This is a genomic window from Exiguobacterium alkaliphilum, assembly GCF_018138125.1.
GTDB lineage: Bacteria > Bacillota > Bacilli > Exiguobacteriales > Exiguobacteriaceae > Exiguobacterium > Exiguobacterium alkaliphilum.
In genome coordinates, this window is sequence record NZ_CP073101.1 from 452750 (window position 1) to 470000 (window position 17251).

32 protein-coding genes (1 of these 32 only partly in view) are annotated in these 17251 nt (G+C 49.0%); all 32 read left to right on the forward strand.

Features of this window, described 5'->3' with window-relative positions; all coding sequences use genetic code 11:
* The first annotated feature begins 38 nt into the window (after positions 1–38).
* Positions 39–314 (forward strand): 30S ribosomal protein S19, encoded by a 276-nt coding sequence (gene rpsS / locus KB235_RS02345; protein WP_012727673.1) that lies wholly within the window; start codon positions 39–41, stop codon positions 312–314.
* Positions 315–334: 20 nt separating this feature from the next.
* Positions 335–667 (forward strand): 50S ribosomal protein L22, encoded by a 333-nt coding sequence (rplV, locus tag KB235_RS02350; RefSeq protein WP_024372186.1) that lies wholly within the window; start codon positions 335–337, stop codon positions 665–667.
* Positions 668–680: 13 nt separating this feature from the next.
* On the forward strand, positions 681–1340 hold the full coding sequence (gene rpsC / locus KB235_RS02355) for a 30S ribosomal protein S3 (protein ID WP_211780272.1): 660 nt from the start codon (positions 681–683) through the stop codon (positions 1338–1340).
* A 32-nt stretch (positions 1341–1372) separates the two neighbouring features.
* A complete protein-coding gene (gene rplP / locus KB235_RS02360; protein WP_012727670.1) occupies positions 1373–1810 on the forward strand; it encodes a 50S ribosomal protein L16 in 438 nt (145 codons plus the stop codon).
* Positions 1797–2000 (forward strand): 50S ribosomal protein L29, encoded by a 204-nt coding sequence (rpmC, locus tag KB235_RS02365; RefSeq protein WP_012727669.1) that lies wholly within the window; start codon positions 1797–1799, stop codon positions 1998–2000. Before rplP ends, rpmC begins: the two co-directional genes overlap by 14 nt.
* Before the next feature lie 33 nt (positions 2001–2033).
* Positions 2034–2294: a 30S ribosomal protein S17 gene (gene rpsQ / locus KB235_RS02370; RefSeq protein WP_211780273.1), complete on the forward strand. Its 261-nt coding sequence runs from the start codon at positions 2034–2036 to the stop codon at positions 2292–2294.
* 43 nt (positions 2295–2337) lie between these two features.
* Positions 2338–2706, forward strand: a complete 369-nt coding sequence (gene rplN / locus KB235_RS02375) for a 50S ribosomal protein L14 (protein WP_012727667.1) — start codon at positions 2338–2340, stop codon at positions 2704–2706.
* A 36-nt stretch (positions 2707–2742) separates the two neighbouring features.
* Positions 2743–3051, forward strand: a complete 309-nt coding sequence (gene rplX, locus KB235_RS02380) for a 50S ribosomal protein L24 (RefSeq protein WP_021066612.1) — start codon at positions 2743–2745, stop codon at positions 3049–3051.
* A gap of 32 nt (positions 3052–3083) precedes the next feature.
* On the forward strand, positions 3084–3623 hold the full coding sequence (gene rplE / locus KB235_RS02385) for a 50S ribosomal protein L5 (RefSeq protein WP_024372189.1): 540 nt from the start codon (positions 3084–3086) through the stop codon (positions 3621–3623).
* A 20-nt stretch (positions 3624–3643) separates the two neighbouring features.
* Complete coding sequence (gene rpsN / locus KB235_RS02390) at positions 3644–3913, forward strand: 30S ribosomal protein S14 (protein WP_034804036.1); 270 nt, start codon at positions 3644–3646, stop codon at positions 3911–3913.
* A gap of 30 nt (positions 3914–3943) precedes the next feature.
* Positions 3944–4342 carry a 30S ribosomal protein S8 gene (gene rpsH / locus KB235_RS02395; RefSeq protein ID WP_034804038.1) on the forward strand — a complete coding sequence of 133 codons (399 nt, stop codon included), beginning with the start codon at positions 3944–3946 and terminating at the stop codon, positions 4340–4342.
* Between the two features lie 33 nt (positions 4343–4375).
* Positions 4376–4915 (forward strand): 50S ribosomal protein L6, encoded by a 540-nt coding sequence (gene rplF, locus KB235_RS02400; protein WP_024372191.1) that lies wholly within the window; start codon positions 4376–4378, stop codon positions 4913–4915.
* Positions 4916–4949: 34 nt separating this feature from the next.
* Complete coding sequence (rplR, locus tag KB235_RS02405; RefSeq protein WP_034804040.1) at positions 4950–5312, forward strand: 50S ribosomal protein L18; 363 nt, start codon at positions 4950–4952, stop codon at positions 5310–5312.
* Positions 5313–5332: 20 nt separating this feature from the next.
* Positions 5333–5833: a 30S ribosomal protein S5 gene (gene rpsE, locus KB235_RS02410; RefSeq protein WP_034817136.1), complete on the forward strand. Its 501-nt coding sequence runs from the start codon at positions 5333–5335 to the stop codon at positions 5831–5833.
* Positions 5834–5848: 15 nt separating this feature from the next.
* Entirely contained in the window at positions 5849–6034 is a 186-nt protein-coding gene (gene rpmD / locus KB235_RS02415) for a 50S ribosomal protein L30 (RefSeq protein WP_024372193.1), read from the forward strand.
* 33 nt (positions 6035–6067) lie between these two features.
* The gene (gene rplO / locus KB235_RS02420; protein WP_021066618.1) at positions 6068–6508 is read left to right on the forward strand and encodes a 50S ribosomal protein L15; all 441 of its coding nucleotides are present in this window, start codon (positions 6068–6070) and stop codon (positions 6506–6508) included.
* The gene (gene secY / locus KB235_RS02425; RefSeq protein WP_211780274.1) at positions 6508–7797 is read left to right on the forward strand and encodes a preprotein translocase subunit SecY; all 1290 of its coding nucleotides are present in this window, start codon (positions 6508–6510) and stop codon (positions 7795–7797) included. Before rplO ends, secY begins: the two co-directional genes overlap by 1 nt.
* 78 nt (positions 7798–7875) lie before the next feature.
* A complete protein-coding gene (locus KB235_RS02430; RefSeq protein ID WP_034804049.1) occupies positions 7876–8526 on the forward strand; it encodes an adenylate kinase in 651 nt (216 codons plus the stop codon).
* Entirely contained in the window at positions 8523–9281 is a 759-nt protein-coding gene (gene map / locus KB235_RS02435) for a type I methionyl aminopeptidase (RefSeq protein ID WP_034804052.1), read from the forward strand. Before KB235_RS02430 ends, map begins: the two co-directional genes overlap by 4 nt.
* A 105-nt stretch (positions 9282–9386) precedes the next feature.
* Positions 9387–9605, forward strand: coding sequence for a translation initiation factor IF-1 (gene infA / locus KB235_RS02440; RefSeq protein ID WP_021066622.1), 219 nt, complete (start codon positions 9387–9389; stop codon positions 9603–9605).
* A gap of 30 nt (positions 9606–9635) precedes the next feature.
* Complete coding sequence (gene rpmJ / locus KB235_RS02445; RefSeq protein WP_003156543.1) at positions 9636–9749, forward strand: 50S ribosomal protein L36; 114 nt, start codon at positions 9636–9638, stop codon at positions 9747–9749.
* 19 nt (positions 9750–9768) lie between these two features.
* Positions 9769–10134: a 30S ribosomal protein S13 gene (rpsM, locus tag KB235_RS02450; RefSeq protein ID WP_024372197.1), complete on the forward strand. Its 366-nt coding sequence runs from the start codon at positions 9769–9771 to the stop codon at positions 10132–10134.
* 16 nt (positions 10135–10150) lie between these two features.
* Entirely contained in the window at positions 10151–10546 is a 396-nt protein-coding gene (gene rpsK / locus KB235_RS02455; RefSeq protein WP_034804056.1) for a 30S ribosomal protein S11, read from the forward strand.
* Positions 10547–10638: 92 nt separating this feature from the next.
* Complete coding sequence (locus tag KB235_RS02460; RefSeq protein ID WP_021066625.1) at positions 10639–11583, forward strand: DNA-directed RNA polymerase subunit alpha; 945 nt, start codon at positions 10639–10641, stop codon at positions 11581–11583.
* Between the two features lie 24 nt (positions 11584–11607).
* Complete coding sequence (gene rplQ / locus KB235_RS02465; RefSeq protein WP_012727650.1) at positions 11608–11961, forward strand: 50S ribosomal protein L17; 354 nt, start codon at positions 11608–11610, stop codon at positions 11959–11961.
* A 68-nt stretch (positions 11962–12029) separates the two neighbouring features.
* Positions 12030–12866, forward strand: a complete 837-nt coding sequence (locus KB235_RS02470) for an energy-coupling factor transporter ATPase (protein ID WP_034804059.1) — start codon at positions 12030–12032, stop codon at positions 12864–12866.
* On the forward strand, positions 12842–13717 hold the full coding sequence (locus tag KB235_RS02475) for an energy-coupling factor transporter ATPase (RefSeq protein ID WP_211780275.1): 876 nt from the start codon (positions 12842–12844) through the stop codon (positions 13715–13717). Before KB235_RS02470 ends, KB235_RS02475 begins: the two co-directional genes overlap by 25 nt.
* Positions 13718–14509, forward strand: coding sequence for an energy-coupling factor transporter transmembrane component T family protein (locus KB235_RS02480; protein ID WP_211780276.1), 792 nt, complete (start codon positions 13718–13720; stop codon positions 14507–14509).
* On the forward strand, positions 14506–15246 hold the full coding sequence (gene truA / locus KB235_RS02485) for a tRNA pseudouridine(38-40) synthase TruA (protein ID WP_211780277.1): 741 nt from the start codon (positions 14506–14508) through the stop codon (positions 15244–15246). Before KB235_RS02480 ends, truA begins: the two co-directional genes overlap by 4 nt.
* 154 nt (positions 15247–15400) lie before the next feature.
* Positions 15401–15838 (forward strand): 50S ribosomal protein L13, encoded by a 438-nt coding sequence (gene rplM / locus KB235_RS02490; RefSeq protein ID WP_024372202.1) that lies wholly within the window; start codon positions 15401–15403, stop codon positions 15836–15838.
* Positions 15839–15863: 25 nt separating this feature from the next.
* On the forward strand, positions 15864–16256 hold the full coding sequence (gene rpsI, locus KB235_RS02495; protein ID WP_034807525.1) for a 30S ribosomal protein S9: 393 nt from the start codon (positions 15864–15866) through the stop codon (positions 16254–16256).
* A 139-nt stretch (positions 16257–16395) separates the two neighbouring features.
* Positions 16396–17251, forward strand: partial view of an Mrp/NBP35 family ATP-binding protein gene (locus KB235_RS02500; RefSeq protein ID WP_034807523.1) — the 5' portion only. The gene runs 176 nt beyond the window's last position; only the first 856 of its 1032 coding nucleotides appear in the window; it begins with the start codon at positions 16396–16398; its stop codon lies off the right edge, out of view.

A 17251-nucleotide genomic window follows, 5' to 3' on the forward strand; every position in this document is an offset into this window, starting at 1 on the left:
AGGGCCGTTCCCGAATCATTCCAAAGGGAGGTTCTATCATGGGTCGCAGCTTGAAAAAAGGTCCATTCGCAGATCACCACTTGCTCGCTAAAGTTGACAAACTCAACGAATCTGGTGAGAAGCAGGTTATTAAAACTTGGTCACGTCGCTCGACGATCTTCCCAGAATTCATGGGTCACACGTTCGGTGTACACGATGGTCGCAAACACGTACCAGTATTCGTGACAGAAGACATGGTTGGTCACAAACTTGGTGAGTTCGCTCCAACACGCACGTACAAAGGTCACGGATCAGACAAGAAAACGAAACGGTAATTTGAGGGGAGGTCAAATCCATGCAAGCTAAAGCATCAGCTAATATGGTCCGTCTTGCTCCTCGCAAAGCACGTCTCGTTGTAGACTTAATTCGCGGGAAACAAGTCGGCGAAGCGCTCTCTGTCCTTGCTCACACGAACAAGGCAGCGTCGCCAGTCGTTGAAAAAGTATTGAAGTCAGCGATTGCAAACGCAGAGCACAACTACGATATGAACATTGAGAACCTTGTCGTTACAGAAGCATTTGTTAACGAAGGTCCAACACTCAAACGCTTCCGCCCACGTGCGATGGGTCGCGCAAGCCGTATTAACAAACGCACAAGCCACATCCACATCGTGGTAACTGAAAAATAAGGAGGGATATGTAGTGGGTCAAAAGGTAAATCCGCACGGTCTTCGCGTTGGTATTATCAAAGACTGGGATTCGCGTTGGTACGCTGAGAAAGACTACGCAGATCTCCTTCATGAAGACTTCGTTATTCGTGAATATATCGAAAACAAAATGAAGGATGCTAGTGTTTCTAAAGTAGAAATCGAGCGCGCTGCAAACCGCGTAAACATTTCGCTTCACACTGCGAAACCAGGTATGGTTATCGGTAAAGGTGGTTCGGAAATCGAGTCACTCCGTAAAAACATCACGAAACTTGCAGAAGGCAAACGTGTTCACATCAACGTTGTTGAAGTGAAAAACGCGGACGCTGTTGCAAAACTCGTTGCTGAAAACATCGCTCGTCAATTGGAAGGTCGCGTATCTTTCCGTCGTGCAATGAAGCAATCAATTCAACGTTCGATGCGCACTGGCATCAAAGGGATCAAAACAGAAGTTTCTGGTCGTCTTGGTGGCGCTGATATCGCTCGTTCAGAGAAGTACTCGGAAGGAACAGTTCCACTTCACACACTCCGTGCCGATATCGACTACGGAACAGCTGAAGCAGACACAACTTACGGTAAAATCGGAGTTAAAGTCTGGTTATACCATGGTGAAGTTCTTCCAACAAAAAACAACACAGCGAAAAACGCTGAATAATAAACACTCTTTCAGGAAGGAGGCAACACACTATGTTGTTACCTAAACGCGTGAAATATCGTCGTGTACACCGTGGTAAAATGCGCGGGAATGCAAAACGCGGCACAACAGTACATTTCGGTGAATTCGGTCTCCAAGCTCTCGAAGCGAGCTGGATTACAAACCGTCAAATCGAATCAGCACGTATCGCAATGACACGTTATATGAAACGTGGCGGTAAAGTGTGGATCAAGATCTTCCCACACAAGCCATACACGAAAAAGCCTCTCGAAGTCCGAATGGGTTCGGGTAAAGGTGCTCCAGAAGGCTGGGTAGCTGTAGTTAAGCCTGGCAAAGTAATGTTCGAAATCGCAGGTGTATCTGAGGAAGTGGCACGTGAGGCACTTCGTCTTGCATCGCACAAACTTCCAGTTAAATGTAAGTTCGTGAAACGTGAAGAAAATGGTGGTGATACGAATGAAAGCAACTGATCTCCGTCAATCAACAACTGAAGAGCTCAACGGTAAAGTCGGCGAGTGGAAAGAAGAACTCTTTAACCTTCGTTTCCAATTAGCTACAGGTCAGCTTGAGAATCCTGCTCGTATCCGTGAAGTACGCAAGTCGATTGCGCGTGCTAAAACGATTCTTCGTGAACGCGAACTCGGCATCAACAACGGCTAATCTAATCGGATTCTTGAAGAGGAGGTAACACTCATGGAACGCAATCAGCGTAAAGTGCTCACTGGACGCGTCGTGTCTGACAAAATGGACAAAACGATCGTCGTTGCAGTTGAAACAAAAGTACGTCATAAGCTTTATGGCAAACGTGTAAACTACACGAAGAAATTTAAAGCACATGATGAAAACAATGTCGCTAAAGTTGGCGATATCGTACGCATCGCGGAAACACGTCCACTTTCGAAAGACAAACGTTTCCGTCTCGTATCAGTAATTGAAGAATCAGTAATCATCTAATAACAGTTCGGATCTATAAACATCCGGAGGGAGGTACACTCGCATGATTCAACAAGAATCTCGCTTGAAAGTAGCAGACAACTCTGGCGCGCGTGAACTGTTGACAATTAAAGTCCTCGGTGGTTCAGGTCGTAAGACTGCAAACATCGGTGATATCATCGTCGCGACGGTAAAACAAGCAACACCAGGTGGCGTTGTTAAAAAAGGTGACGTTGTCAGAGCAGTTGTCGTTCGTACAAAACGCGGCGCTCGTCGTAAAGATGGTTCGTACATCCGTTTCGATGAGAACGCAGCAGTCATCATCAAAGATGACAAGAGCCCACGCGGCACACGGATCTTCGGGCCAGTTGCACGTGAACTTCGTGAAAAAGAATTCATGAAGATCGTTTCGTTGGCACCGGAAGTACTTTAATTTCCAATTTCAATCCTATAAGGAGGTGCGCAAACGATGCATGTTAAAAAAGGCGATACAGTCCAGGTAATGTCTGGTAAAGATAAAGGCAAGCAAGGGGTTATCCTCAAAGCGATGCCAAGCAAGAACCGCGTAGTCGTAGAAGGTATCAACGTGATTAAAAAACACTCGAAACCATCACAAGCGAATCCACAAGGCGGTATCCTTGAAATCGAAGCACCAATTCACGTCTCGAACGTCATGCCACTCGACCCGAAAACGGGCAAACCAACTCGTGTTGGTTTCAAAGTAGTCGATGGTAAAAAAGTTCGTGTCGCGAAATCGGGCGAAGTACTCGATAAATAAGAAGAACGTGACGAAAGGAGGTCCATTCGACTATGAACCGTTTGCAAGAGAAGTATAAAAGCGACATCGTGAAAGCGATGATGGATAAATTCAACTATGACTCAGTCATGCAAGTACCGAAGGTCGACAAGATCGTCATCAACATGGGTGTAGGTGACGCTGTTTCGAACTCGAAAGCACTTGATATGGCAGTGGAAGAATTATCAATTCTTTCTGGTCAAAAACCACTCGTAACGAAGGCTAAGAAATCAATCGCTGGTTTCAAACTTCGTGAAGGCATGCCAATCGGAGCGAAAGTAACACTTCGCGGCGAGCGCATGTACGATTTCCTCGACAAATTGGTAACTGTTTCACTTCCACGTGTACGTGACTTCCGCGGTGTATCGAAGAAAGCATTCGACGGACGCGGTAACTACACGCTTGGCGTGAAAGAGCAACTTATTTTCCCTGAGATCGATTACGATAAAGTATCTAAAGTACGCGGTATGGACATCGTTGTTGTTACAACAGCGAACACAGACGAAGAAGCTCGTGAATTGCTCACACTTCTCGGAATGCCATTCCAAAAATAATCTAAAGGGAGGTCGACAACATGGCTAAAAAGTCAATGGTGAATCGCGAAATCAAACGCGAGAAACTCGTTGCCCAGTACGCTGAAAAACGTGCGAAGCTTAAAGCTGAAGGCGATTATATCGGACTCAGCAAATTGCCACGTAACTCGTCACCTGTTCGCTTGCACAACCGTTGCAGCATCACAGGTCGTCCACATGGTTACATGGGTAAATTCGGGATCAGCCGTATCAAGTTCCGTGATCTTGCATACAAAGGTCAAATCCCTGGTGTTAAAAAAGCAAGCTGGTAATCCACTAAAGTGTGAAAGGAGGTACATCGCATGGTAATGACAGACCCAATTGCAGATATGCTTACACGTATCCGTAACGCTAACATGGTTCGCCATGAAAAATTGGAGCTTCCAGCTTCGAACATCAAACGTGAGGTTGCAGAGATCCTCAAGCGTGAAGGTTTCATTCGCGATGTTGAATATATCGAGGACGCTAAACAAGGTACACTTCGTCTTTTCCTAAAATATGGAGCAAGCAACGAACGTGTTATCACTGGTCTCAAACGTATTTCGAAACCAGGTCTTCGCGTATATGCAAAAGCAGATGAAGTACCAAAAGTACTCGGAGGACTCGGTATCGCAGTTCTTTCGACATCAAAAGGTCTTATGACTGATAAAGAAGCTCGCCAACAACAAGTCGGCGGCGAAGTGATCGCCTACATCTGGTAAGTCACTTTTCTAACAAGAACGGAGGTGTAATCAATGTCACGTATTGGTAAAAAACCAGTTACGATTCCAGCTGGCGTTACTGTCACGGTTGCAGAAGACAACACGGTCACAGTAAAAGGTGCTAAAGGTGAACTTTCGCTTTCAGCTAACCCAGCATTGGAAATCAAAGTTGAAGAGAACGAATTGACTGTCGTTCGTCCGGATGACTCGAAAGAGAACCGTACGATCCACGGTACGACACGTGCCCTTATCGCCAACATGGTGGAAGGTGTGTCTAACGGATTCCAGAAAACACTTGAGATCTCAGGGGTTGGTTACCGTGCTGCTAAGCAAGGGAACAAACTCGTCCTCAGCCTCGGTTACTCGCACCCAATCGAGTACGTTGCTGAAGAAGGTATCGAGATCGAAGTACCTTCAAACACGCAAATCATCGTAAAAGGGATTAACAAAGAGCGCGTCGGTCACGTTGCTGCTCAAATCCGCTCGTACCGTGCTCCAGAACCTTACAAAGGTAAAGGTGTTCGTTACTCTGATGAACGTATTCGCCGTAAAGAAGGTAAGACTGGTAAGTAATTCGTCACGAAATGAACGGAAAGGAGTGGCATAAATGATCACAAAAGCAGATAAAAATGCAGTTCGTAAAAAGCGTCATGCTCGTGTACGTCGTACGATCTCGGGGACAGCAGTTCGTCCACGTTTGAACGTCTTCCGCTCAAGCAAACACATTTACGTACAACTCATCGATGACGCGTCACAAACAACGCTTGTGTCAGCATCTTCGAAAGATAAAGCTCTCGATCTTACAAACGGTGGTAACGTTGAAGCAGCGAAAGCTGTCGGTAAACTTGCTGCTGAACGTGCACTCGAGAAAGGTATCGACACAGTTGTGTTCGACCGTGGTGGATACCTCTATCATGGCCGCGTCAAAGCTGTTGCTGAAGCAGCTCGTGAAGCAGGTCTTAAATTCTAATAAAAAGGAGGGGACACTCGATGCGCCAGTTAGACGTTAACATGGAACAACTCGAAGAACGCGTTGTTACCGTAAACCGCGTCGCGAAAGTCGTGAAAGGTGGCCGTCGCTTCCGTTTCGCCGCTCTCGTCGTCGTAGGTGACAAAAATGGTCACGTCGGTTTCGGTACAGGTAAGGCACAAGAGGTGCCAGAAGCGATCCGCAAGGCTATTGAAGCCGCTAAGAAAAACATGGTTCAAGTACCAATGGTCGGTACAACGATTCCACACGAAATCACAGGAGTATTCGGAGCAGGTCGTGTATTCATGAAACCAGCTTCTGAAGGTACTGGGGTTATCGCAGGTGGTCCGGTTCGTGCCGTACTCGAACTTGCAGGTGTAGGTGACATCCTTTCGAAATCGTTAGGTTCGAACACACCAATCAACATCGTCCGCGCGACGGTACAAGGCTTGACAGAGCTTAAAAAAGCAGAGGAAGTTGCTAAACTACGCGGTAAAAGCGTAGAAGAACTTCTTAAATAAGGGAGGGAACTAGACATGGCGAAACTCGCAATCACCCTCACACGCAGCATTATTGGCCGTCCTGAGGATCAGCGTGTAACAGTACGTACACTTGGTCTTCGCAAAATGCATCAGACAGTCGTTGTCCCTGACAACGTCGCGATGCGCGGTATGGTCAAAAAAGTGTCGCACCTTGTGACTGTAAAAGAAATCAACGAATAATCAAAAGATCTTATTAAATAAGGAGGTGCCACTATGAAACTCCATGAATTGAAGCCAACTCCAGGTTCACGTCACGAACGCAACCGTGTCGGTCGCGGTATGGCGACTGGTAACGGTAAAACTTCTGGCCGTGGACACAAAGGTCAAAAAGCTCGTTCGGGCGGTGGCGTTCGTCCAGGATTTGAAGGTGGGCAAAACCCACTCTACCGTCGTCTTCCAAAACGCGGTTTCAACAACCCGACTCGTAAAGAGTACGCAGTTGTATCCCTAGACACGCTTAACCGTTTCGAGGCAGGTACTGAAGTAACTCCAGAACTCTTAATCGAGACTGGTGTTGTCAGCTCTGCTAAAGACGGGATCAAAGTACTTGCTAACGGCAAGCTTGAAACGAAATTGACTGTAAAAGCCAACAAATTCTCGGGTGCAGCGAAAGAAGCGATCGAAGCAGCTGGCGGTTCAGTTGAGGTGATCTGATGTTTCAGACGATCTCCAATATGTGGCGCGTGAAAGATATTCGACAGCGTATTCTCTTCACACTCGCAATCATCATCATTTTCCGCATCGGGGCCCATATCCCGGTGCCGATGGTGAATACGGATGTGTTGCGTTTTGACTCAGGTGGTCTTCTCGACTTCCTGAACTTGTTTGGAGGAAATGCTTTACAGAACTTCTCCCTGTTCGCAATGGGGATCATGCCGTACATTACGGCATCGATCGTCGTGCAACTCTTACAAATGGACGTCGTTCCGAAGTTTGCCGAATGGGCGAAACAAGGAGAGGCGGGCCGTAAGAAGTTAGCGACGGTCACGCGCTATGGGACGATCATCTTAGGATTCATTCAAGCGACATCGTTGTCGTTTGGATTCAACCGCCTCTACCCAGGTCTCGTCAATGAGACGTGGGGAACGGCTACCTACTTTGTGATCGCGATTGTACTCACTGCAGGTACAGCGTTCTTGATGTTCTTAGGTGAGATGACAACGGAGAGAGGTGTTGGAAATGGTATTTCCATCATCATCTTCGCTGGTATCGTCGCTGGGTTCCCAAGAATCTTCACGCAGATTTATGAGACGAAGCTCCAAAATGCTGGAGACGCGTTATTCATTAACATTGTTTACTTGGTTGTATTGGCACTCGTTATTTTGGCTGTGACGGTTGGGATCATTTATGTTCAACAAGCGGCACGCAAAATCCCGATTCAATATGCGAAGCGCACGGCGAACCGCACCCCTGTGGGCGGTCAGTCAACGCACTTGCCAATCAAGCTAAACGCGGCTGGTGTTATCCCGGTTATCTTCGCGATTTCCTTCATGGTGACACCGCCAACTGTTGCAAGCTTCATTGCTTCTCCTGAAACGACGCAGAAGTTGCAGACCTACTTCGATACGACAGCTCCGATTGGAATGTCCATCTATGTAGCGCTCATCATCGCGTTCGCTTACTTCTATACATTCGTTCAGGTTAACCCGGAACAGATGGCAGAAAACTTGCAGAAGCAAGGTGGTTATATCCCTGGGATTCGTCCTGGGGCGCAAACAGAACAGTACATCACGAAGTTGCTTTATCGATTGACGTTCTTCGGGGCGATCTTCTTATCGGTCGTCGCGATCATGCCGACAATCTTCATTAAGCTTGCCGGTCTCCCAACTTCGGTGCAAATCGGAGGAACGAGCTTGTTGATCGTCATCGGGGTAGCCCTCGAGACGATGAAACAAATCGAAAGCCAACTCGTAAAACGACACTACAAAGGCTTTATCCGTTAAAGCGGAAGGAAGGGTAAACCCTTCCTTCCTGTCGTGTTACGACTAGTTCGTGAAAAACAAAACTGGAGGCTAACTGAGATGAATCTAGTACTCATGGGCTTACCGGGTGCAGGGAAAGGGACTCAAGCGGCGAAAATCGTCGAAGAGTACCAAATCCCACACATTTCGACAGGCGACATGTTTCGTGCGGCAATCAAAGGCGGAACGCCACTCGGCAAAGAAGCAAAATCGTTCATGGATAAAGGCGAACTCGTACCGGATGAGGTTACAATCGGAATCGTACGTGAGCGCTTAAGTCAAGATGACACGAAGAACGGCTTCCTACTCGATGGATTCCCGCGTACTGTTGCTCAAGCAGAGGCACTCGAAAGTTTGCTTAAAGATTTGGGAAAACAGATTGACCATGTCGTGAACATCGATGTGGATGCGGAAATTCTCGTCCCGCGTTTGACAGGTCGTTGGATCTGCCCGACGTGTGGTGCGACATATCACGTCATCTTCAACCCACCAAAAGTGGAAGGGATTTGTGATGTGGATGGGTCGGCTCTCATGCAACGTGAAGACGATAAAGAGGAAACGGTTCGCCGTCGCCTTGACGTCAACGTCGAGCAATCGAAACCACTCATTGACTTTTACGCTGAAAAAGGGTATCTTCGTACATTGGATGGAGATCGTCCAATCGATGTCGTTTACGCCGATGTCAAAGCGTTACTCGGTGATACTGAATGATCATCACGAAGACGCCTCGTGAAATTGCGATTATGCGTGAGGCTGGGCAAATTGTTGCTCGAACGCACCAGGTGCTTAAACAGCACATCAAACCAGGAATTACAACGCTTGAGCTCGACCGGATTGCGGAAGATTATATTCGCAGCCAAGGTGCAACACCTTCGTTCAAAGGTTACAACGGGTTTACCGGTAGCGTTTGTGCGTCGGTGAATGAAGAGCTTGTTCATGGCATTCCGGGGGAACGGGTATTGAACGACGGAGATATCATCTCCATCGACATCGGTGCCCATTACAACGGATACCATGGAGACTCTGCCTGGACTTATCCAGTCGGAACAATCTCGGACGAGACGCAGCGGTTACTTGACGTAACCGAAGAAAGTCTGTATAAAGGATTGGAGCACGCCAAGGCTGGACAGCGATTAACGGATATCTCGCATGCGATTCAAGCGTATGTCGAGGCACACGATTTTTCTGTCGTCCGCGAATACGTCGGTCATGGTGTCGGTCAAAATTTGCATGAAGAACCGCAAATCCCACACTATGGTCCACCGGGGAAAGGGCCACGCCTGAAGACTGGAATGACGTTAGCTATCGAACCGATGGTGAACGCTGGTCAACGCTATGTTCGAACACTGGCTGACAACTGGACAGTTGTGACAGTGGACGGTAGCATGTGCGCCCACTTTGAGCACACCATCGCCATCACAGACGATGGATACGAGATTTTAACGAAACTCGATTCCGGTGAATGAGGCTCTATTGCTTCGTGCTGATCCGTTACGGATCCTTCTCTCACAGTACAATGCGATAGATCGTCTGTGCTCCTAAATATCTTCATATAGAAAGGGGAATAAATGATGGCGAAACAAGATGTCATTGAAGTGGAAGGCACTGTTGTCGAACCACTTCCAAACGCAATGTTTAAAGTGGAGTTAGAAAACGGCCACACGGTGCTCGCGCACGTCTCAGGGAAAATTCGGATGCACTACATTCGAATCCTTCCAGGTGACCGCGTAACTGTCGAGTTGTCTCCGTACGACTTGACTCGCGGGCGGATTACGTACCGTTACAAGTAACTCCGATTTTTCCAGGAGGAGGGTATAATCATGAAAGTAAGACCGTCGGTAAAACCGATCTGCGAAAAATGTAAAGTTATTCGTCGTAAGGGTAAAGTAATGGTAATTTGCGAAAACCCGAAACACAAACAAAAACAAGGTTAATCTAAGAGGAGGTGCACACATGGCACGTATTGCTGGTGTAGATATTCCACGCGAAAAACGTATCGTTATTTCGCTCACATACATCTTTGGTATTGGTAAAACAAGAGCACAAGAAATTTTGAAGGCTGCAAACGTATCTGAAGATTCACGCACACGTGATTTGACAGAGGACGAAATCAACCGCATCCGTGAAGCAATTGACGGAATCAAAGTTGAAGGTGACCTTCGTCGTGAAGTTTCACTCAACATTAAGCGTTTGATCGAAATCGGCGCATATCGCGGTGTTCGTCACCGTCGTAGTCTCCCTGTTCGCGGTCAAAACACGAAGAACAACTCGCGTACTCGTAAAGGCCCACGCCGTACAGTAGCGAACAAGAAGAAGTAAAGGAGGGAATTGAACAATGGCGAAACGTAAGCAAAACGTACGTTCTAAACGTAAAGTTAAAAAACATGTTGAATCTGGTGTGGTCCACATCCGTTCTACATTCAACAACACAATCATCACAATCACTGATACGCAAGGTAACGCGATCTCATGGGCTACTTCTGGTAACCTTGGATTTAAAGGATCACGTAAATCGACTCCGTTCGCAGCACAATTGGCTGCTGAAACTGCAGCGAAAGTTGCAATGGACAACGGTATGCGTACAGTAGAAGTTAACGTTAAAGGTCCTGGTGCTGGACGTGAAGCGGCTATCCGTGCCCTCCAAGCTACTGGTCTTGAAGTAACTGCAATCCGTGACGTAACACCAGTTCCGCACAACGGTTGCCGCCCTCCGAAACGTCGCCGCGTATAATCGCTTGAGCGTGTGATGGGCATTCCTAGCACGGACAGCATATACAATGCAGTGCAAACTGCATGGCAGGATACACTCAAGGAGGGGTTCAGATGATCGAGATTGAAAAACCAAAGATCGAAACGGTCGAAATCAGCGAGGATGCTACGTTTGGTAAATTCGTAGTCGAACCGCTTGAACGTGGATATGGCACGACTCTTGGTAACTCACTACGTCGAATTTTATTGTCATCGCTTCCTGGTGCAGCGGTAACGGCAGTTCAAATCGATGGCGTGCTTCACGAGTTCTCTACGATTGACGGTGTCGTCGAAGACGTCACACAAATCGTATTAAACCTGAAGAAGTTAGCGCTCAAAGTGTACTCGGACGAAGAGAAGACGCTTGAGATTAACGTTTCAAGTGCCGGTGCTGTCACTGCGGCAGACATTACCCATGATAGCGACGTTGAAATCTTGAATCCTGAGCTCCACATCGCGACTCTCGCTGACAACGCGACGCTTCGCATGCGTTTGACTGCTCGCCGTGGTCGTGGTTACGTCCAGGCAGAAGACAACAAACGTGATGATATGCCGATTGGTGTCATTCCAATCGATTCGATCTACACACCGATTCAACGTGTAAACTACGAAGTAGATAAAACACGTGTCGGTCAAGACGCTAGCTTCGATAAGCTTCTATTAGACGTGTGGACAGATGGTTCAATCCGTCCGGAAGAAGCGGTATCGCTCGGGGCGAAAATTTTGACAGAACACTTGAACATCTTTGTTGGCTTGACGGACGAAGCTCTCAATGCAGAAATCATGGTCGAGAAAGAAGAAGACCAAAAAGAAAAAGTACTCGAAATGACGATTGAAGAACTCGATCTTTCAGTTCGTTCGTACAACTGCTTGAAGCGCGCCGGCATCAACACTGTTCAAGAACTCGCAAACAAATCAGAGGAAGAGATGATGAAAGTCCGTAACCTCGGACGTAAATCACTCGAAGAAGTTCAACTCAAGTTGGACGAGCTCGGTTTGGGCTTGCGTAAAGAAGACTAAGTTCAACCGAAGGAGGGAAATGTAATGGCTTATTCGAAACTTGGCCGTACAAGCTCACAACGTAAGGCACTTTTGCGTGATCTTGCAACTGACCTTATTATCAACGAGCGCATTCAAACAACTGAACAAAAAGCGAAAGAACTTCGCCCAGTCGTTGAAAAATTGATCACTCTTGGGAAACGTGGCGATCTTCATGCCCGTCGTCAAGTTGCTTCATTCGTTCGCAAAGAGAACGCTGGAGAAAAAGACGCAATCCAAAAATTGTTCGAAGACGTGGCACCACGCTACGCTGAACGTCAAGGTGGATACACGCGCATCATGAAAGTCGGCCCACGCCGCGGTGACGGTGCAGAAGTTGTAATCATCGAACTCGTCTAATTCATTAGGCAGTCAACAGGGCATGCGGTGACGTATTGCCCTGTTTCCACATCGAAAGGAGTCGGCCCATGGAACCTCAAATTATGGTACGCGATATCGTGTTTCGTTACCCGGGACAAACCGAGCCTGCCCTTAACGGGTTGTCGCTCGATGTATACAAAGGGGAATGGCTCGCCATCGTCGGCCATAACGGTTCTGGCAAGTCGACTTTAACGAAATTGTGGAACGGGCTTTTGCTTCCCCAAGAAGGAGAGGTCCGGGTAGAGTCACTCGATCCGACGGACGCCACAGACGTGTGGGACGTCCGGAAACGGGTCGGTGTCGTCTTCCAAAATCCTGACAACCAGTTTGTCGGGGCGACCGTGCGCGATGATGTGGCATTCTCTCTCGAAAACATGGGACTTCCACGTCAAGAAATGGTTCGTCGAATTGATGACAGTCTAGCGCGCGTTGGATTATCGGAACTAGCGGACCGTGAACCGCATCAGTTATCCGGTGGACAAAAGCAGCGTGTTGCGATTGCTTCGGCTCTCGCAATGCGCCCGCATGTCCTCGTGCTCGATGAAGCGACCTCGATGCTCGACCCGATTGGGCGCAAAGAGGTGTTACAAACGGTACGACAGCTCGTCTCGGAAGGGATGACCGTTGTCGCCATTACCCACGAGCTCGACGAAGTGTTGTTTGCTGACCGTATCATTGCCCTGTCAAAAGGCGAAATTGCCATGACAGGCACTCCTGAAGACGTGTTTCAACGTCCGGACGCATTACGTGCCATTCAACTGGATGTGCCGTTCATTGTCAGGATGCAACTCGAACTGAAGGAACGCGGCATTCCACTCGATCGTCTGATGCTACAACATTCGGAGTTGGTGAATCATCTATGCCGATTAGCATTGAAGAAGTGACCTATTTGTACCAATTGAATACTCCGTTTGAACGAACCGCGCTGCGCGATGTGAATGTATCCATTCCGTCGGGAGCGCTTGTTGCGTTTCTTGGCCATACCGGCTCAGGGAAGTCGACACTCGTCCAACATTTGAACGGATTGTTGCGCCCGACGAAAGGGCGTGTCGTCGTCGATGACATCGAAGTCCGGGCCATCACGAAACGTCGTGACAAAAAAGAAAGCTTACTACCGCTTCGGCGCCGCGTTGGGCTCGTCTTCCAATATCCCGAACATCAGCTGTTCGAAGAGACGGTCGAACGCGACGTCATGTTTGGTCCGCGCAACTTCGGCGCGACCGAGGCCGAAGCGAAAGAACGGGCCCATACCGCCTTACGTCTCGTCGGGCTAGACGAGTCGCTGTGGACCCGTTCACCATTTGACTTGTCTGGGGGTCAGATGCGTCGTGTGGCGATTGCAGGCGTGCTTGCAAGCCGTCCAGACGTCCTCGTCGTCGATGAGCCGACAGCAGGACTCGATCCGCTCGGGCGCCGCGACATGCTCAGTTTGTTCAAACGCTTAAAACATGAACTGGATTTGACACTCATCCTCGTGTCGCACGACATGGACGATGTCTTGACGTATGCCGAGCGTGTCGTCGTGATGGAACGCGGCGCTGTCGCCTTCGACGGGGATCCGTTCGACTTATTCCGTGATGAAGCGCTCGTCACGTCGTTACAACTCGACGTTCCGAACGTGCTCCGGATGGCCCAAGCGTTCGAGTCGACGTTCGGACCGATTCCTCCTGCGCTTCGCACCGAGACGGAACTCGCTGACTGGATTGCGATGAACCTTCGGAAGGAGGGGGACTAATTGATTATCGGACAATATATCCCGGGGCACTCGTGGCTTCATTCGCTCGACGCCCGAGCGAAGACGTTATTCGTCCTACTCTTTATCCCGATCGTCTTCTTGGCGGATAATTTATGGACGAACATGTTTTTGCTGGCGTTCACGTTATTCGCCGTCAAACTGTCCCAACTGTCGTGGCGTTTTCTGTGGAACGGTTTACGGATGATCCTGTTCTTGATTATCTTCACGCTGTTCTTGCAACTGTTCTTCAATCGGGACGGGCAGTTGCTCCTTTCGATCGGGCCGTTTGCGATTTACTCGGAAGGGATTCGGATGGGGATGATCGTCTCGCTCCGTTTTTTCTATCTCGTCATGCTGACGACGCTCGTGACGCTCACGACGACACCGATGGAACTGACCGACTCAATCGAGGCCGGACTCCGTCCGCTCGAACGGTTCAAAGTGCCAGCCCATGAGATTGCCCTCATGTTATCCATCTCGCTTCGTTTCTTGCCGACGCTCGCCGACGAGACCGATCGCATCATGAAAGCCCAGCAAGCACGAGGGGTCGATTTGAAGAGCGGCCCCGTTAAAGATCGGTTAAAGGCGGTCGTCCCACTTATGATTCCGTTATTCGTTTCGGCGTTTAAACGGGCTGAGGACCTCGCTACGGCGATGGAGGCTCGCGGGTACCGTGGGGGGGAAGGACGGACGAGATGGCGTGAGATGACGTGGCATCGCCGTGATACAGGATTACTCGTTGCGTTCGTCGTGTTGACACTCATCTTACTAGGATTGCGAGGGATTGGATGAGACGGATTAAATTGACGCTCGCATATGATGGGACGAACTATGCGGGCTATCAAGTGCAACCGAACGGGAACACGATTCAAGCCGAGGTCGAGGCCGTATTAGCGCGGATGCATGGGCAACGCGTTAAAGTCGTCGCCTCAGGCCGCACCGACGCGCGTGTTCACGCTAAAGGACAAGTGATCCATTTTGACACGCATTTACAAATGCCGGCGGACCGGTTCGTCAAAGCGTTGAACGCGATGCTACCGGACGACATCCATGCTTGTTCGGCGGAAGAGACCGAAACGTCATTTCACGCCCGTTACGGGGCGAAGCGGAAGGAGTATCGGTACGTCATCCGCCAGGACGTGGATCCGTTTCGTCGGCACCATGCCGTGACGGTGACATATCCGCTTGACGTCGAGCGGATGCGACAAGCACTCGCTCATTTGGTCGGGACGCATGACTTCACGTCGTTCTCCGTGACGAAGGCGGAAGTCGAGGATCGTGTCCGGACCATCTATGAGGCAGAGCTCGTCGAAACCGGGGAAGAGATGTACTTCCGGTTCGTCGGGTCGGGGTTCCTATACAATCAAGTCCGCATCATGGTCGGCACCGTGCTTGACGTCGGCCGCGGGAAGTATGAGCCTCGGGACATCGAGCGAATGTTGGCGGAAAAAGACCGTCGGGTTGCTGGAATTACGGCACCGCCGCACGGCCTTTATTTTTGGAATGTGAATTATGAAAAAGTAGATTGACATTCCCCTTATAAAATCGTATTATATTCATTGGCATTTCATTTTCATATTGAGAGATGAACCACAATCTTAGCCCCGTAAACTAGGATTATGATAAAGCATCACCCAAGCAGTAAAAAAATTAAGCGAACAGACATTTTAGGAGGTATTCCACATGCGCACGACATTCATGGCAAAAGCATCTGAAGTAGAACGCAAATGGCTCCTTATCGACGCAGAAGGCAAAACACTTGGTCGTTTGACTAGTGAAGTAGCATCACTTCTTCGCGGTAAGCACAAGCCGACTTTCACACCACACGTTGATTGCGGAGACCACGTCATCATCATCAACGCTGAGAAAATTCACTTAACTGGTAACAAGTTGAATGACAAGATCTACTACCGTCATTCAGGTCATCCAGGCGGTTTGAAATCACAAACTGCAAAAGAGCTTCTTGCAAAACGCCCAGAGCGTATGCTTGAACTCGCGATCAAAGGGATGCTTCCAAAAGGATCACTCGGTCGTCAATCATTCAACAAACTCCACGTTTACGCTGGAGCTGAGCACAAGCACGAAGCACAAAAACCAGAAGTTTACGAACTTCGCGGTTAATCGGGACACAGGGAGGAACTAAACGATGGCAGATGTACGTTACTACGGAACAGGCCGCCGCAAACACTCGGTGGCTCGCGTTCACCTCGTTGCAGGTGACGGTAAAGTTGTTGTAAATGGCCGTGATATCTCAGAATACTTCGGTCATGAGACTTTGATCATGATGGCTAAATCACCACTCGTATTGACTGAAACAGAAGGTAAATACGATGTAATCGTTAACGTTAACGGTGGTGGATACACTGGACAAGCTGGAGCGATTCGCCACGGCGTATCACGTGCGCTTCTTCAAGCGGACCCAGAATTCCGTCCAGGCCTCAAAGAAAAAGGCTTCTTGACTCGTGACGCACGTATGAAAGAGCGTAAAAAATACGGTCTTAAAGCAGCACGTCGCGCACCACAGTTCTCGAAGCGTTAATCTTCGGGCAAGTTGGTCTTTTACTCTCCCCCTTTCTGGGTGGAGAGTTTTTTTGTATGCAATTTACCGATTTCTGTTTCATCAAGAAAACGCTTTTTTTGATATACTGTTAGCGAGACAGAAATTAGGGGGAAATGACATGCTTACAGTCGAACAAGTTCGTGAAGAATTGGCGGGGTTAGTCGATCCGACGATTAACCGTACGCTTGGTGATACAGCTGGTGTGAAAGATGTCCGCATCAAAGAAGATTATGTGAGCGTGAAAGTGGCGCTCGGTCAGACCGGGAGCGGGGAACAGTTACAACTGCAACAAGAGATTGTGACGCTCTTAAAAGGCAAAGGCTTCAAGACGGTCGGCCTTCGCTTCGAAGCGCTCAACGACGAGAGTTTGAAAGAAGCGACGAAACCGGCTATCTTGCGTGAAAACTCAGGAACGACGTTTATCGCCATCGCCTCAGGTAAAGGTGGCGTTGGTAAATCGACCGTATCCGTCAACTTGGCTGTCGCACTCGCGCGTGCCGGTAAAAAAGTCGGATTGATTGATGCGGACATTTACGGTTTCAGTGTGCCGGACATGCTCGGGATTGAAGAACGTCCGGTCGTGCGCGGAGAGAAGATTATCCCGGTCGAGCGGTTCGGTGTCAAAGTCATCTCGATGGGCTTCTTCGTCGAGGACAATGCGCCGGTCATTTGGCGGGGGCCAATGCTCGGGAAGATGCTCAATAACTTCTTCAATGACGTCGAGTGGGGTGATCTCGATTACCTGCTCCTCGATTTGCCGCCAGGAACGGGTGACGTCGCGCTCGACATCCACTCGATGCTCCCAGCTTGTCAGGAGTTGATCGTGACGACGCCTCACGCCACGGCAGCGTTCGTCGCGGCCCGTGCCGGTGCGATGGCGATTAAGACGAACCATAAAGTACTCGGCATCATCGAGAACATGGCTTACTTCGAGAGCAAGGTGACAGGCGAGAAAGAATACGTCTTTGGTTACG